Origin of the sequence: Streptomyces misionensis (assembly GCF_007896895.1) — a bacterium.
Lineage (GTDB): Bacteria > Actinomycetota > Actinomycetes > Streptomycetales > Streptomycetaceae > Streptomyces > Streptomyces misionensis_A.
In genome coordinates this window covers 1-14,421 of record NZ_VOGW01000159.1, presented here as the reverse complement: position 1 = coordinate 14,421, position 14,421 = coordinate 1, and the positions used below count along the sequence as shown (strand labels likewise).

Here is a 14,421-nt window from a genome sequence, read left to right as displayed (position 1 = left end):
CACCGCGTGCTGACCACGGCCCAGCTGCGCGCCCACGGGGTGCCCGCGGCCGAACTGTCCGCACGGACCCGCCCCGGCGGCCCGTGGCGCCCACTGCTGCCGCACGTCTACCTGTTGCACCAGGGACCGCCGACGAGCGAGGAGCGGCTGCGCGGCGCCCTGCTGTACGCGGCCCGCGAGCCAGCGCCGGGCGTCCCGGTCCAGCCGACGGCCAGGCACGCCCGCCGCCCGCCGTACCCGGGCGCGATGCTCACGGGCCTGGCGGCGCTCGCCCTGTACGGCTTCCGCGCCGCGCCGCCGCTGACGTCCCTGGAGCACATCGACGTCCTGGTGCCCCGGCAGCGCCGGCTGCGCTCCACCGGCTACGTCCGGATCGTGCGCGACACGGACGTGCCCGCCCCGCGCACGGTGACCGGGCTGCCGGCGGCGCCGGTGCCGCGGGCCCTCGCGGACGCGGTGGCCGGGCTGCGGGACGCGGAGCCGGTACGCCGGCTGCTGACCGAGGCGGTGCGCGACGGCCACTGCGAACCGGCGGCCGTGGTGCGGGAGTTGACGCGGGCGAAGCTGCTCGGGCGCCCGCATGTGAGGGGCGCGGTGGACGCCCTGGTGGCGGAGGGCCGGTCGATCGCGGAGGACCGGCTGTACCGGATGGTCCGGGAGTACGGCCTGCCGGACCCGCTGTGGAACGTGGACCTGCGGCTGCCCGGCGGTCCTCCGCTCGGCGCCCTGGACGCGTACTGGCCGGACCAGGCGGTCGCGGTCGAGCTGGACGTCCGGCACGGGGACGACGAGGACGCCGTCTGGGCGCGGTACGCGGACAAGCGGGAGCGGCTGGAGCGGCTCGGGATCACGGTCGTCCACCTGACCCCGGCGAAGCTCAGGGAGGCGATGGGCCAGCAGGCCGCGGTGGTCCGTACGGCCCTGCTGGCGGCGGACGACCGGGAGCCGGCCGCCCCAGTCGTCGCCCTGCCCCGGTAGCTCAGGCCTCCTCCGGGGCGTCCGCCGGGGCGTCGTGGTGGACGTGCAGATCGCCGTTCATCACGGTGAAGACCGTGCCGTGGTCCTGGGCCGTGTTGTGCTGGGCCGGACCGGCCATCCACGGCGCGGGGCCCGGCGCCGGGTGAGCCGCGGTCCGGCTACAGCCGGATGTCCAGCCGCACGTCGGCCCCCGCCGCGTGGACCGTGACGGACTGTGCGCGCGGCGGATGGTCGGCCGCCGCCACGACCAGGGTGTGGGAACCCGGCATGAGGCCGAGCCGGTAACGGCCGGCATCGGCGTGGGTCTGGGCGACCCGCTGGCCGCGGGAGTTGATGACGGTGATCCGGACGCCGGGGCAGCCGTCGGGGTGGGCGGCGCAGGTCACCGAGCCGCTGAGGCGGGCCGCGGCCGTGCCGTCCGTCCGGGCCGGACCGCCGGCGGGACCGGTGGTGGCCCGACCGGTAGCGGCCCGACCGGTGGTGGCCGGCCCCACCGCGACGGCGACCTGGGTGGACGGCGTCCGCACGAGGCGCGCCGCGCCCTGGCCCGCCGCCGGGGCGGGCGCGGGCCGCTGTGCCGGCCCCGGCCGCCCGGCGTCCCGGTCGGTGCCGGACGCCAGGGGCAGCCCGCTCCGCTCGGCGAACGCGGCGAGTGTCGTGTCCAGTGCCTCCAGTTCGCGCAGGGCGGTGCCCAGCCGCTGGGCGCGCGGGCCGGGCGCGGCCGGGCGCAGCCGCGCCCGCAACTCCCGGACCATCGGGCCGACCGGGCGCCAGGTGCCCTGGGCGGTGCCGTTGACGAGATGGTGGTCGAGGGCGCGCAGCGAGTCGGTGAAGGTGCGCGTGACGAGCTGGAGACGCTCGGACAGCCGCGGGGGGAGGTCGATGTCGACGTCCGCGGCGGACGCCAGCGCCCGGGCGTGCCCCGTGGCCGTGGTCAGCAGCGCCATCCGGTTGAGCGACCCGCGTCCGCGCACCCCGATCGGCATGGGCACCACCGGCCGGGAGACCTCCGCGACCTCGAACAGCGCGACGTCGACGGCTCGAGCCGCGCCCCGCAGCCGTACCGGGCTGTCCGGCTCCTCCCAGCGGGCCGAGACCTGGATGAGGAGGTTCTGGACCGCCCGGACGTAGCCGTGTTCCGCCTCGCGGGCGATCGACCGGGTGGACAGCGGGAAGATCAGCGCGGCGCAGGCCGCGGCCGCCAGGATGCCGATGCCGTTGTCCAGGAGGCGTTCGCCGAGCAGGTCGTCCATCCGGCTGTCCGGCGTGGTCAGCCCGTAGAGCTGCACCAGGGCGACGACCAGACCGGTGGTCCACAGGGCGTAGGCGCGCTGCATGCCCCAGGAGCCGAAGGCGAGACCGAGGACGATGACGGCGAGCGTCCAGTAGACGTGGTCGCGGCCGACCCAGTGGAGCAGGATCACCCCGATGACCGCGCCGGCGGCGGTGCCGATCATGCGGTGGCCGAACTTGCGCAGCCGTTCGTGCGTGGTGTTGGTGCCGAACAGCGTGATCATCACACCGACCAGGCCCCAGTAGAAGCGCTGCGGGTCGATGGCGTCGGCGATGGGACAGGCGATCGCGGCGGCCACTCCCGCGTGCAGCGGGGCCCGCACGAAGGGCACGGCACGCTGCCATCCGCTCCGGGTGCGCGCGGTGAGCACGCGCCGCATCGGCGCGGCCGAGCCGGGAATCCGGTCGTTCTCCAGCGCCACGGCCGGCTCGAAGGGCACCGCGGCGGGGGTGTCGGGCGTCCGCCGGCCGAGCGCCAGCCAGCCGGACAGGGAGTCGGCCAGGGACTCGAGGAGCTCGGCGACCCGGCGGGCGACGACCGCGGACTCGGCGTCCCGGGCGGCGGCCCGCGGGTCGCGCAGGATCGCGTCGGCCTGCTCCCGGATCGTCCGCACGGCGGGCCGCAGCCCACCGGCCTCGGCGGGCGGGGTGTCGCGGGCCAGCAGCAGGCCCACCGCCAGGCTCTGGCGCAGCTCCTCGGGCGGCGACTGCGCGGTGAGCACCTGGACCGCCTGGCTGATGCCGCGCAGGGCCAGCTCCGCGTCGAACAGATGGCGGTGCAGCAGCTCCGCCACCACGGGGTCGGTGGCGGCCTCGGGCTGGGCGAGGCGCGCGTCGATGGTGAGGGTCACCAGGTTCAGGCGGCGCAGCGAGCGGTTCACCCGGCGCTCCACCCGCTTCGGGGCGGTGTCGGGGTCGAGCGCGTCGACGGTGATGTCGACCAGGCGACGGGCCTCCACGACGAAGGCCCGCTGCGTGCGCAGCAGGTCCTCCCGGGGCATCGGGTGGCACAGCAGGAGCCGGGCGGCCAGCACCGCCGCGGCGGTCACCAGGGCGACCGCGAACGCCTTGCCCACCAGCGCGGAGGGGATTCCCGCGATGGTGCCCACCATCAGCCCGTTGAACAGCATCATGCCGGTGAGCAGCGCCAGCGGTCCGAACCGGGCCAGCAGGAAGGTCAGCGCGAGCGCGACGACGTTGAGGCCGATCTCCAGCGTGCGGTGGCCGCTCAGGCTCGCGGCGACCCAGAGCACCAGGGTGTAGGGGAACGGCATCCACAGGGTGGACCGCGCGAGGGTGACCCAGTTGTTGCCGGCCACGGCGAAGCCGTTCATCAGGCCCATCATCCCGCCGACCATCATGCCGATCATCGGGGGAACGGCGAGGGCGTGCGACATGCCGTAGCCGACCGCGAGCGAGGTGACCATCGCCACCAGCGTCCGCCAGCCCGCCTGGAGCTGTCCGAGGCCAGGATCCGAGACCAGCACGCGGTCCCACCACCGGTACGGACCGGCCACCCGTCTGGGGGCCACGTCGGTGGTCACGGCCTGGGCCGGTGGGGCGGCCGAGGCGGGATCGGCTTGCTGGCGGGCGGTTCCTGGGCGGGTCAAGTGGCCTCCGGTTCCATGGCTTCGGCGAGCGTGGCGACGGCCTGCCGCGCGGCGCGCACCGTGCGCTCGCATTCTTCGACGGTGGGGCTGTGCAGTGCCTCCAGCAGGGCGGCGGCCATCCGCTGCCGGGCCTGTTCGAGCAGCCGGCGGCCGGCGGGGGTGAGGCTCGTCTCCACCGCGCGCCGGTCGGTCGTGCAGCGCCGGCGCTCCACCAGCCCCTGGTCCTCCAGCTTCTGGAGCAGCACCGTGACCCGGGGCTGCACCATTCCGGTGCGCGCGGCGAGTTCGGTGACGCGCCGGGGCGTGGTCTCCAGGGCGGCGAGCAGGGAGGCCTCGGTACGGGTCAGGCCGTACTCCCCGGCCCGGAACAGCGCCTGGGTCAGCCGCGCGAGGTCGCGCAGCATGCCCTGGGCCACGCTCTGGATGCGGCGTTCGGCGGAGGAGGCGCTGTCGTCGTCGGGTCCGCCGAGGGGGCCGCCGTCGGGGAGCGGGCCGCCCTGGCCGGGATCGTCCAGGGGAGCGCCGACACCACCGGAAGGTACGTGCATATTGAAAGTATATATCCACGTGATACGACTCGCGGCCCGCGCGCGCCGCCCCGGGCCCCGGGCCGGGGCCGGGCCGGGAGGTGGCCGGGCGCGGGCCCTAATCGCCGCAGAACTCGGCCTCGACCACCGCGTCCGTGTCCCCGGCCCCGTCGCTGTCGAAGTTCAGCGCCAGCACATGGCGGCCGTCGGCGGTGGCCGCCGCCACCGAGGTGGAGCCGAGGATGTCGCCGGTGTGGGTCCAGACGTGGACGCCGCAGCTCAGCCTGCGGTCCATGAGGGCGAGGCCGTAGCGGACGTCCGGGACGCCGTCGATCCCGACCGTGGTCCGCATCTCCGCCAGCTGCCGGGCGGGAAGCAGCCGTCCGCCGAGCAGGGCGCCGTAGAAGCGGACCAGGTCGGCGGAGTCGGAGATCACCTCGCCCGAGGCACCGGCGAGGGAGGGGTCGAGGTCGGTGACGTCGTACGCGGGTCCCGCCGGGTCGCCGAACGTGGAGTAGTCCCGGCCGCTGGGGCGCGGCAGGGTGACCCGCGTGCCGGGCAGGGACGTGGCGCGCAGGCCCAGCGGCTCGATGACGCGGCGGGTGATCTCGGTGGCGTACGGGTGTCCCGTCACCTTCTCGATGATCATCCCGGCGACGACGTAGTTGGTGTTGGAGTAGTGCCAGGAGGTGCCCGGCGCGAAGTCCGGCGCGTGCCGCAGGGCGATGGCCAGCAGGCCGCGCGGGGTGAGGGTGTCGTAGCGGTGCCGCCGGAAGCCCTCCTCGGTGAGGTGCGCGGCGCGGAAGTCCTCGTCCTCGGTGTAGTTGGGCAGGCCGCTGGTGTGGTCGAGGAGCCGGCGCAGGGTGATGCGGCGGCCGTCGTTGCCGTTGCCCCGGACGAGTCCCGGCAGCCACTTGTCCACGGTGTCGTCCAGGGACAGCCGCCCCTCCGCCTCCAGCTGGAGCAGCACGGTGGCGACGAAGGTCTTGGTCATGCTGCCGATGCGGTACCGGTCCCGCGGGGAGCGCGGCCTGCCGGTGCGCAGGTCGCCGGTGCCCGCGGTCGCGGACCAGGTGCCGCGGGGGTCGCGCACGGTGACGGTCACACCGGGGACGCCGGCCGCGACGGCGGCCTCGACGGCCCTGCGGGTGGCGGAGTGCGCCTCGGCGGAGCGCGTCCCGGCGGGGCGGGCCGTGCGGTGGGCGTGGGTGGCGAGGGCCGGGGTGGTGAGGGCCGCCGTGAGGAGCAGGGCGATGGCGCCCACCAGGGTCGTGCGTACGGGCATGTCTTCCCCCACCTGTGATGTGCGCTGTCGGGGGAAGATACCGGCGCCGGGGGCCCGGAGGTTGCCCGGCACCGGTTCGGACGGCCGCGATTCAGCCCTTCTCCAGCACGAGTTCGGTGTTGCGGTCGGCCGCCGTGCCCGCGAGGTTCGTGCTCGCCCCGGGGGCGTTGAACGCCAGCTCCCGGTAGAGCGCGGCCAGTCCGGTCTGGGAGAGGTCGGTGAAGTCGGTGCGGTGCGGGGCCGCGGACTCGATCAGGGTGGTGAACAGGGAGACCGTGCCGTCCTTGTTGTCGGTCAGCTCGATGATCCGGGCGAGGTGGGGGTGGTCGACGTGCGAGGCGGTGGAGATCTCCCAGAACGAGCGGCCGCCGCCGGTGCGGTGCGGAGTGACGACGTTCCGGTGGATGTGCCCGTTCACCCAGGCCAGCACGTTGGCGTGGCGGGACAGCAGCGTGACCACCTCGGCGCCGCCGTGCCGCTTCTCGCCGGGGCGGTCCGGGTCGGGGCGGGTGTTGTCCATGGACTTGCTGGTGTGGTGGCTGAAGACGACGGCGTGGGAGTCCTTGTTCTCCCGCAGCGTCCGGTCCAGCCACTTCAGCTGGGCGGTGCCGATCGAGCCCTGGTAGTGGCCGCCCGGGTCGGTGGTGTCGAGGCTGATGCCGACGACGTCGTCGGAGATCCGGAAGGCGTAGTACTGGGTGCCCGCGTCGAGGTTCGCCGGGGAGTAGCCGTGCCCGGCCGGGCCGTGGCCCTGGTGGGCGGGGTCCAGATGGGCCTTGAGGTAGTCGGCCCGGGTGTAGGGGGCGCGCGTGTCGTCGGCCGTGACCGCGCGCATGCCGCTCGCGTGGGCCTCGAGGAAGTCCCGGTAGCCGACGGCCGCGGGGTCCGTGCCGTTCTTGATGGCGGCCTGGAGCTTCCTGGCGTCCGCGAGGGCGACGTCGTACAGCTTCCTGCCGCCGACCGCGGCCTCGGCGAGGTAGGGGTCGCCGTGGGAGCCGTAGCAGCCGAGCGGGAGGGCGTCGTGGTTGCCGACGGTCGAGTACCAGGGCACGTCCAGGCCGGGGCTGCGCACCTCGCGGACGGCGGCGGCGAGGAAGCCGTCCAGGTGCGGGAAGCCGAGCGCCTTGTCGCCGTCGCGGACGTCGGAGTCGGGCTGCCAGAACATCTTCAGGCCGCTGTTCTGCACGCCCTCGTAGTGCCGGGGGTCCCCGGTGTTCGGGGTGATCCGGCCGCCGCTCATCACCTTCATGAACCACTCCAGTTCGGAGTGGGCGTTGTTGTCGGTGTTGTCGCCGGTGGTCATGACGAACCCCAGCGGGGCGCCGGTGACCGGTCCGCCGCGCAGCGCGTTCACCCGCTCCACGAGCGAGACCGCGCCGGGCACGGTGAGCGCCTCGTGCGGCCGCCAGGAGTGGGGGTCCGTGACCCGCATGTACTCCAGGCGCAGCGGGTGCTGCACGTCCTGCAGGTGGAGGTCGGTGAACTGCACGAACGCGGCGAGCGTCGTACGGCGCCCCTCCCGCCCGGACTTCGCGGCGGCCAGCTCGGTGCGCACCACCCGCGGCCAGCCGGGCCCGTCGCCGAGGCGCCGGTAGCCGGAGCCGCCGCGCGGGGTGGCGACGGACTCGAGGGTGGTGCCCTTGGTGGAGGGGGCGAGCGGGGCGGCCGACCCCCGGGACCCGGCGGCGGGCGTCCGCGGTGCGGGGGCAGGAGCGGTGGTGGCGGCCTCGCTGGCGGTGGGGCGCAGGGCGTAGCCGACGCCCGCGGAGAGCGAGACCGCTCCGGCGACGGCGAGAACGGTACGGCGGCTGACCCCCGCGGCGGAGGCGGCGACAGAGCGTGTGCGCGGCATGGCGCGATCTCCCCGGGTGCGAACGCGTCGGCAGTGGTCGCGGGCCGCCGCGTACGCGTGCGCCCCGTTCAAGGGGGATCGTCGGCAGCGGGGGTGGCCCCGGCGTGAACGAGGCGGCAACGCGGGGCACCGATCACCGTACGTGGATCACCGGGTACCGCACGTGGTCACGGAGTGGATCGCGGGCGGCCCCGGCGCGGTCATGTCCCGTTCATCTCCCGGGGCAGGGGCGCCCCGGGCCGTCGGCACGGGGGTCCGGCAGAGGCGTACGTCACACGTTCGTATGACCGTGTCCCGGCCGGGCAGGGAGTGGGCAGCACGGCGTGCGGCGTGGGCAGCCGATGGGCGCCTTCGGCGGGCATGTCCACTCCTCGGGCACATGTCGCAAAGAATTGGACAGGTGGGCCGGGGTCGGCCGCATCATGGAAACGCCCCGGTCAGCCCGGGGCCAGGCAAGAATCGGACAGAGGGAGTCGTCGTGAGGGTCGGAATCGTCGGAGCCACCGGTCAGGTCGGCACGGTCATGCGCAGGATCCTCGTGGAGCGCGACTTCCCGGTCACGCAGCTGCGCCTGTTCGCCTCGGCGCGCTCGGCCGGCACGGTGCTGGACGGTGTGACCGTGGAGGACGCGTCGACCGCCGACTACTCCGGCCTCGACATCGTGCTCTTCTCGGCGGGCGGTGCGACCTCCAAGGCGCTGGCCGAAAAGGTCGCCTCGCAGGGCGCGGTCGTGATCGACAACTCCTCGGCGTGGCGCCGCGACCCCGAGGTGCCGCTGGTCGTCGCCGAGGTGAACCCGCACGCGATCGCCGACCGCCCCAAGGGCATCATCGCCAACCCGAACTGCACCACGATGGCCGCGATGCCGGTCCTCAAGCCGCTGCACGAGGAGGCGGACCTCCAGGCGCTGGTCGTCGCCACCTACCAGGCGGTGTCCGGCTCGGGCCTCGCGGGCGTGGCCGAGCTGCACGGCCAGGTCCAGAAGGTGGCCGCGGAGGCCGACAAGCTGACCCACGACGGCCAGGCGGTCGACTTCCCCGAGCCGAACGTCTACCGGCGCACCATCGCCTTCAACGTGCTCCCGCTGGCCGGCTCGATCGTGGACGACGGTCTGAACGAGACCGACGAGGAGCAGAAGCTGCGCAACGAGTCCCGCAAGATCCTGGAGATCCCCGGCCTCAAGGTCTCCGGCACCTGTGTGCGCGTACCGGTCTTCACCGGCCACTCCCTCCAGATCAACGCCCGCTTCGCCCGCCCGCTCTCCCCCGAGCGCGCCACCGAACTGCTGGCCAAGGCCCCGGGCGTCGCCCTCTCCGACATCCCGACCCCGCTCCAGGCGGCCGGCCAGGACCCGTCGTACGTCGGCCGCATCCGCAGCGACGAGACGGTCGACAACGGCCTCGCGCTCTTCGTCTCCAACGACAACCTCCGCAAGGGCGCGGCGCTCAACGCCGTCCAGCTCGCGGAACTGGTCGCGGCGGAACTCTCCGCCTGACGCGGGGGGACACCCCCGACCCACCGGGCGGCCACGACCATGTGGCCGCCCGCTTCCGTGTCCCCGGCCCGGCGCCTTCCCGCCGGGCACGGAAAAGGGGCGCCCGGTGATCACCGGGCGCCCCTTCGGTCACGCGTGTTACTGGGCCGCGTCCGCGGCCTGCGCCTTCAGGGCACGCTCGATGCCCGCGCGGGACTCGGAGACCAGACGGCGCAGGGCCGCGCCCGGCTCGGCCGCCGTCAGCCAGGCGTCCGTCTTGTCCAGGGTCTCCTGGGAGACCTGGAGGGACGGGTAGAGGCCGATGGCGATCTGCTGGGCGATCTCGTGCGAGCGGGAGTCCCAGACGTCCTTGACGACCTCGAAGTACCGGTCGGTGTAGGGCGCCAGCAGCTCACGCTGGTCGGTCTGGACGAAGCCGCCGATCACGGCCTCCTGCACCGCGTTGGGCAGCTTGTCGGAGTCGACCACCGAGGACCAGGCCTCCGCCTTCGCCTCCTCGGTCGGCCGGGCGGCGCGGGCGGTGGCCGCGTGCCGCTCGCCCGCGGCGGTCTTGTCCCGCTCGTACTCGGCGGCGATCTCCGCCTCGTCGAACCGGCCCACCGCGGCCAGCCGCTCCACGAACGCCCAGCGCAGCTCGGTGTCCACGGCCAGGCCCTCGACGCTCTGCGAGCCGTCCAGCAGGGCCTCCAGGAGGTCCAGCTGCTCCGGGGTGCGCGCGGTCGCCGCGAACGCCCGCGCCCAGGCCAGCTGATGGTCGCTGCCCGCCTCGGCCGCGCGCAGGTGCGCGAGCGTGGCGTCGGTCCAGCGGGTGAGCAGGGGCTCGCGGGCGGCCGGGTCGGCGTACAGGTCGATGGCCAGCTTCACCTGGCGGTGCAGCGACTGCACCACGCCGATGTCGGACTCCTTGCCGATGCCGGACAGCACCAGCGAGAGGTAGTCGCGGGTGGCCAGCTCGGCGTCCCGCGTCATGTCCCAGGCGGAGGCCCAGCACAGCGCGCGCGGCAGGGACTCGGTGAAGTCGCCGAGGTGCTCGGTGACGACCGCGAGGGACTGCTCGTCCAGGCGGACCTTGGCGTACGACAGGTCGTCGTCGTTGAGCAGGATCACGGCCGGCCGGCGCCTGCCGGTCAGCTGCGGTACGGCGGTCAGCTCGCCGTCGACGTCCAGCTCGACGCGCTCGGTGCGCACCAGCTTGCCGGCGGCGTCGAGGTCGTACAGGCCGATGGCGATGCGGTGCGGGCGCAGCACCGGCTCGCCCTTGGCGCCGGCGGGCAGCGCGGGGGCCTCCTGGCGGACGGCGAAGGAGGTGACGACACCGTCGGCGTCGGTGGCGATCTCGGGCCGCAGGACGTTGATCCCGGCCGTCTCCAGCCACTTCTTCGACCAGGTCTTCAGGTCGCGGCCGGAGGTCTCCTCCAGGGCGCCCAGCAGGTCGGACAGGCGCGTGTTGCCGAACGCGTGCCGCTTGAAGTACGTCTGCACGCCCTTGAAGAACTCGTCCTCGCCGACGTAGGCCACCAGCTGCTTGAGGACCGAGGCGCCCTTGGCGTAGGTGATGCCGTCGAAGTTGACGAGGACGTCGTCCAGGTCGCGGATGTCCGCCATGATCGGGTGCGTGGACGGCAGCTGGTCCTGCCGGTACGCCCAGGTCTTCATGGAGTTGGCGAACGTGGTCCACGAGTGCGGCCAGCGCGAGCCGGGCGCCGCGGCCTGGCAGGCGATGGAGGTGAAGGTGGCGAACGACTCGTTCAGCCACAGGTCGTTCCACCACTCCATGGTGACCAGGTCGCCGAACCACATGTGGGCCAGCTCGTGCAGGATCGTCTCCGCGCGCACCTCGTACGCCGCGTCGGTCACCTTGGACCGGAAGACGTACTGGTCGCGGATGGTGACCGCGCCCGCGTTCTCCATGGCGCCCGCGTTGAACTCGGGCACGAAGAGCTGGTCGTACTTCTCGAACGGGTACGCGTGGTCGAACTTCTCCTGGAACCAGTCGAAGCCCTGCCGGGTGACCTCGAAGATGGCGTCGGCGTCCAGGAACTCGGCGAGCGAGGGGCGGCAGTAGATGCCGAGCGGCACCCGCTGCCCGTCCTTCTCGTAGACGCTGTGCACGGCGTGGTACGGGCCGGCGATCAGCGCGGTGATGTACGTCGAGATGCGCGGGGTCGGCGCGAACGTCCAGACGTCGTCCTGCGGCTCGGGGGTCGGCGAGTTCGAGATCACCGTCCAGCCCGCGGGCGCCTTCACGGTGAACTGGAAGGTGGCCTTGAGGTCCGGCTGCTCGAAGGAGGCGAAGACCCGGCGGGCGTCCGGCACCTCGAACTGGGTGTACAGGTACGCCTGCTCGTCCACCGGGTCGACGAACCGGTGCAGGCCCTCGCCGGTGTTGGTGTAGGCGCAGTCGGCGACGACCCGCAGGACGTTGCGGCCCTCCAGCAGTCCGGGCAGGGCGATCCGCGAGTCCGCGAAGACCTCGGCGGGCTCCAGCCGGTCGCCGTTGAGGACCACCTCGTGGACGGCCGGGGCCACCAGGTCGATGAAGGACTCCGCTCCGCCGCGGGCGACGTCGAAGCGCACCGTGGTCACGGACCGGTAGGTACCGCCCTCCTGCGCGCCGGAGAGGTCGAGATCGATCTCGTACGAGTCAACGGTGAGCAGCTCGGCCCGCTGCTGCGCCTCTTCGCGAGTCAGGTTTGTGCCAGGCACGCGGTCATCTCCTCGTTATGTGTGGGTTGCGCCATCCTTCCATGCCACCTGGCGGGAACGCGATGTCCGCATCCCGCCGGTGACGCGGGCGCCGTCGGCGGAGGGTGAACTCATGACGACGTACACCGTGTGCCCCATACCCGCCGACACCTTGCGCGCCCTGCGGACGGTGGACGACGCGGGCCGGCCCGCCGCCCCCTGTACCGACGAGGAGGGCGGCGCCCCGCTGCGCTGCTGCCTGCGCCGCAGCGTGCCCGGCGAGCGCATCGCCCTGGTCTCGTACGCGCCGTTGCGCCGCTGGGCGGCCGGGACCGGCGCCCGCCCCGGCGCCTACGACGAGCAGGGCCCGGTCTTCATCCACGCCGAGGAGTGCACCGGCCGGCCGGACTCCGCCCTCCCGTTCGACAACTCCCACCGGGTCCTGCGCCGTTACTCCGCCGAGGGCCGCATCCTGGGCGGCCGACTGGTCGCGGCCGGCTTCGGCTCCGCCCTCGCGGACGCCTTCGCGGACCCGGAGGTGGCGCTGGTGCATGTCAGGGCGGTGGAGTACGGGTGCTTCCTGTACGAGGTGCGGCGGGGCTGACCGGGCCGGGTCCGCAGGCGGAAAACGCCGAGGGCGCCGACCTACCCCGGGGTACGGCGAGCGCGCGTACCCGCGGGAGGACAGGCGCCCCCGGCGAGAGATCCGTACGTCAGGCCTTGTTGGCCTGGGCGTCGGGCTTGACGTTGATGTTGGACGAGGTGGTCTTCCCCTTCGCGCGGGACTTGTCCAGCACCATCACCAGACCGGCGATGACCGCGAACAGGGCGAGCGGGATCAGCACGTAGAGGCCCAGCGTCTGGATGACGCTCAGGCCCGGGCCGGGGTCGTCGCCGTCGTCGCGGGTCAGCGCGAGCGCGGGGGACGACATGAGCAGCATCATCAGCGTCGTACCGGCGGCCAGGGCGCCGGCGCGCAGGGCGTTCTTCTTGTCCACGATCTCAAGTTAGCGAATCACCCGGAAGGCCGCGCGCCCGGGGTCCCGTACCGGCCCCGACCCCGCCCCTGAGCTGCGCGAACACCTCCAGCAGGGCGTGCAGCCGCGGCGCGGCCGTCAGCTCCTCCAGCGGCACCGGCCGACCCGTGCGGTCCGCGATCGGCAGCCGCCAGTTGGGGTACTCCGCGCTGGTGCCCGGCAGGTTCTGCGGGCGGCGGTCGCCCACGCCGTCCGGGAGCCAGAGGCCGATCAGCCGGGCCGGGGTGCGCAGCAGGAAGCGGTGGACGGCGCGGATCTCCGCCTCCTCGTCGGTGCCGGGCGGCCCGGTCGCCGTGCTGTCCAGCAGGCCGAGGCTGCCCAGCAGGGCGAGCCATTCGGCGGCGTCCGCCGCGGCCTCGGCGCGTTCCTCGCCGGCCGGGCGGCTGAGCAGGCCGAGCCGGTCGCGCAGGTCGACGTGGTCGCCGGTGAGGCGGGCGGCGGTGGGCGGCAGGTCGTGGGTGGTGGCGGTGGCGAGACAGTCGGCGCGCCAGTGCTCGGGGGGCAGCGGGCGGCCGTCGCCGGTCCAGTCGCGCTCGAACCAGAGCACGGAGGTGCCGAGCACCCCGCGCCGTTGCAGCGTCTCGCGGACGCCGGGCTCGACCGTGCCGAGGTCCTCGCCGACGACGACGGCCCCCGCACGCCCGGCCTCCAGGGCGAGGACGGCGAGCATGGCCTCGGCGTCGTAGTGGACGTAGGTGCCCTCCGTGGGCGGGCTGCCCTCGGGCACCCACCAGAGCCGGAACAGGCCCATGACGTGGTCGATGCGCAGGGCGCCCGCGTAGCGGAACAGGGCGCGCAGCAGGGCGCGGAAGGGGGCGTACCCGGTGGCGGCGAGGCGGTCGGGGCGCCAGGGCGGCAGGCCCCAGTCCTGGCCGCGGGCGTTGAAGGCGTCCGGCGGGGCGCCGACCGACATGCCGACGGCGAAGACGTCCTGCTGCGCCCAGGCGTCGGCGCCGGCCGGGTGCACCCCGACCGCGAGGTCGTGCACGATCCCGACGGCCATCCCGGCCTCCCGGGCGACGCGCTGCGCGGCCCGCAGCTGCCCGTCGGTGAGCCAGGCCAGCCGGGTGTGGAAGGCGACGCGGTCGGCGAGATCGGCGCGGGCGCGGGCGGTCGCCGCGGAACGCGGGTCGCGCAGCCCGTCCGGCCAGGCGCGCCAGTCGGGGCCGTGGACCTCGGCGAGGGCGTGGTAGGCGGCGTGGTCGTCGAGGGCCTGTCCGTGGGCGGCGCGGAAGGCGTCGTAGGCGGCCTGCCGGCCGGGTCCGAGGGGCACGGCGAGGACCTCTTCCAGCGCCTGCCGCTTCAGCTCCCACACGGCGTCCCGGTCGATGAGGGCGCCCTTGTCGAGGACGGCGGCGCGCAGCCGTGCGGCCCGCTCCAGCAGCGCGTCGAGCCGGGCGCGGTCCGCGACGTACGCGTACTCGGGGACGTCCTCGACCCGCAGGTGCACGGGGTCGGGGAAGCGCCGGGACGAGGGCCGGTAGGGCGAGGGGTCGGTGGGCGCGCCGGGCACGGCCGAGTGCAACGGGTTGACCTGCACGAACCCGGCACCCGCGGTCCGCCCGGCCCAGGCGGCCAGCTCCGCGAGGTCCCCGAGGTCGCCCATGCCCCAGGAGCGCCGGGACAGCAGCGAGTACAGCTGGACGAGCAGCCCGTACG

Annotated in this window: 10 protein-coding genes; 3 read left to right on the top strand and 7 right to left on the bottom strand. The window is 74.3% G+C overall.

The genetic code is table 11. The features are described from left to right. The coding region (locus FRZ03_RS26125) for a hypothetical protein (protein ID WP_146467585.1) at positions 1 to 978 on the top strand (978 nt) is incomplete at its 5' end. A gap of 158 nt (positions 979 to 1,136) precedes the next feature. Here FRZ03_RS26125 and FRZ03_RS26120 read toward each other — a convergent pair. The 4 genes from FRZ03_RS26120 to FRZ03_RS26105 form a co-directional block, all read right to left on the bottom strand. Further along, the gene (locus FRZ03_RS26120) at positions 1,137 to 3,881 is read right to left on the bottom strand and encodes an FUSC family protein (RefSeq protein WP_261399342.1); all 2,745 of its coding nucleotides are present in this window, start codon (positions 3,879 to 3,881) and stop codon (positions 1,137 to 1,139) included. Continuing rightward, positions 3,878 to 4,429, bottom strand: coding sequence for a MarR family winged helix-turn-helix transcriptional regulator (locus FRZ03_RS26115; RefSeq protein WP_146467583.1), 552 nt, complete (start codon positions 4,427 to 4,429; stop codon positions 3,878 to 3,880). Before FRZ03_RS26115 ends, FRZ03_RS26120 begins: the two co-directional genes overlap by 4 nt. Before the next feature lie 97 nt (positions 4,430 to 4,526). Further along, positions 4,527 to 5,693: a serine hydrolase domain-containing protein gene (locus tag FRZ03_RS26110; RefSeq protein ID WP_186785618.1), complete on the bottom strand. Its 1,167-nt coding sequence runs from the start codon at positions 5,691 to 5,693 to the stop codon at positions 4,527 to 4,529. Positions 5,694 to 5,784: 91 nt separating this feature from the next. Beyond that, positions 5,785 to 7,545, bottom strand: a complete 1,761-nt coding sequence (locus tag FRZ03_RS26105) for a TIGR03767 family metallophosphoesterase (RefSeq protein ID WP_146467582.1) — start codon at positions 7,543 to 7,545, stop codon at positions 5,785 to 5,787. A 478-nt stretch (positions 7,546 to 8,023) separates the two neighbouring features. Between FRZ03_RS26105 and FRZ03_RS26100 the strand changes: the two genes are divergently transcribed. After that, positions 8,024 to 9,040 carry an aspartate-semialdehyde dehydrogenase gene (locus tag FRZ03_RS26100; RefSeq protein WP_146467581.1) on the top strand — a complete coding sequence of 339 codons (1,017 nt, stop codon included), beginning with the start codon at positions 8,024 to 8,026 and terminating at the stop codon, positions 9,038 to 9,040. 138 nt (positions 9,041 to 9,178) lie between these two features. Here the strand turns inward: FRZ03_RS26100 and pepN are convergent, their stop codons facing one another. Next, complete coding sequence (gene pepN, locus FRZ03_RS26095) at positions 9,179 to 11,746, bottom strand: aminopeptidase N (protein ID WP_146467580.1); 2,568 nt, start codon at positions 11,744 to 11,746, stop codon at positions 9,179 to 9,181. 112 nt (positions 11,747 to 11,858) lie between these two features. On the opposite strand from pepN, the gene FRZ03_RS26090 reads away from it, so the two are divergent. Beyond that, positions 11,859 to 12,329 carry a DUF1203 domain-containing protein gene (locus tag FRZ03_RS26090; RefSeq protein WP_146467579.1) on the top strand — a complete coding sequence of 157 codons (471 nt, stop codon included), beginning with the start codon at positions 11,859 to 11,861 and terminating at the stop codon, positions 12,327 to 12,329. A 109-nt stretch (positions 12,330 to 12,438) separates the two neighbouring features. On the opposite strand, the gene FRZ03_RS26085 is transcribed toward FRZ03_RS26090, so the two are convergent. Continuing rightward, on the bottom strand, positions 12,439 to 12,723 hold the full coding sequence (locus FRZ03_RS26085) for a hypothetical protein (RefSeq protein ID WP_146467578.1): 285 nt from the start codon (positions 12,721 to 12,723) through the stop codon (positions 12,439 to 12,441). A gap of 4 nt (positions 12,724 to 12,727) precedes the next feature. Further along, on the bottom strand, positions 12,728 to 14,421 hold a 1,694-nt coding region (gene malQ, locus FRZ03_RS26080), incomplete at its 5' end, for a 4-alpha-glucanotransferase (protein WP_146467577.1).

Excerpts from the sequence above, each read along its gene's own strand:
- FRZ03_RS26115 (WP_146467583.1), bottom strand. The coding sequence starts at position 4,429 with ATGCACGTACCTTCCGGTGGTGTCGGCGCTCCCCTGGACGATCCCGGC.
- FRZ03_RS26110 (WP_186785618.1), bottom strand. The coding sequence starts at position 5,693 with ATGCCCGTACGCACGACCCTGGTGGGCGCCATCGCCCTGCTCCTCACG.
- FRZ03_RS26105 (WP_146467582.1), bottom strand. The coding sequence starts at position 7,545 with ATGCCGCGCACACGCTCTGTCGCCGCCTCCGCCGCGGGGGTCAGCCGC.
- FRZ03_RS26090 (WP_146467579.1), top strand. The coding sequence starts at position 11,859 with ATGACGACGTACACCGTGTGCCCCATACCCGCCGACACCTTGCGCGCC.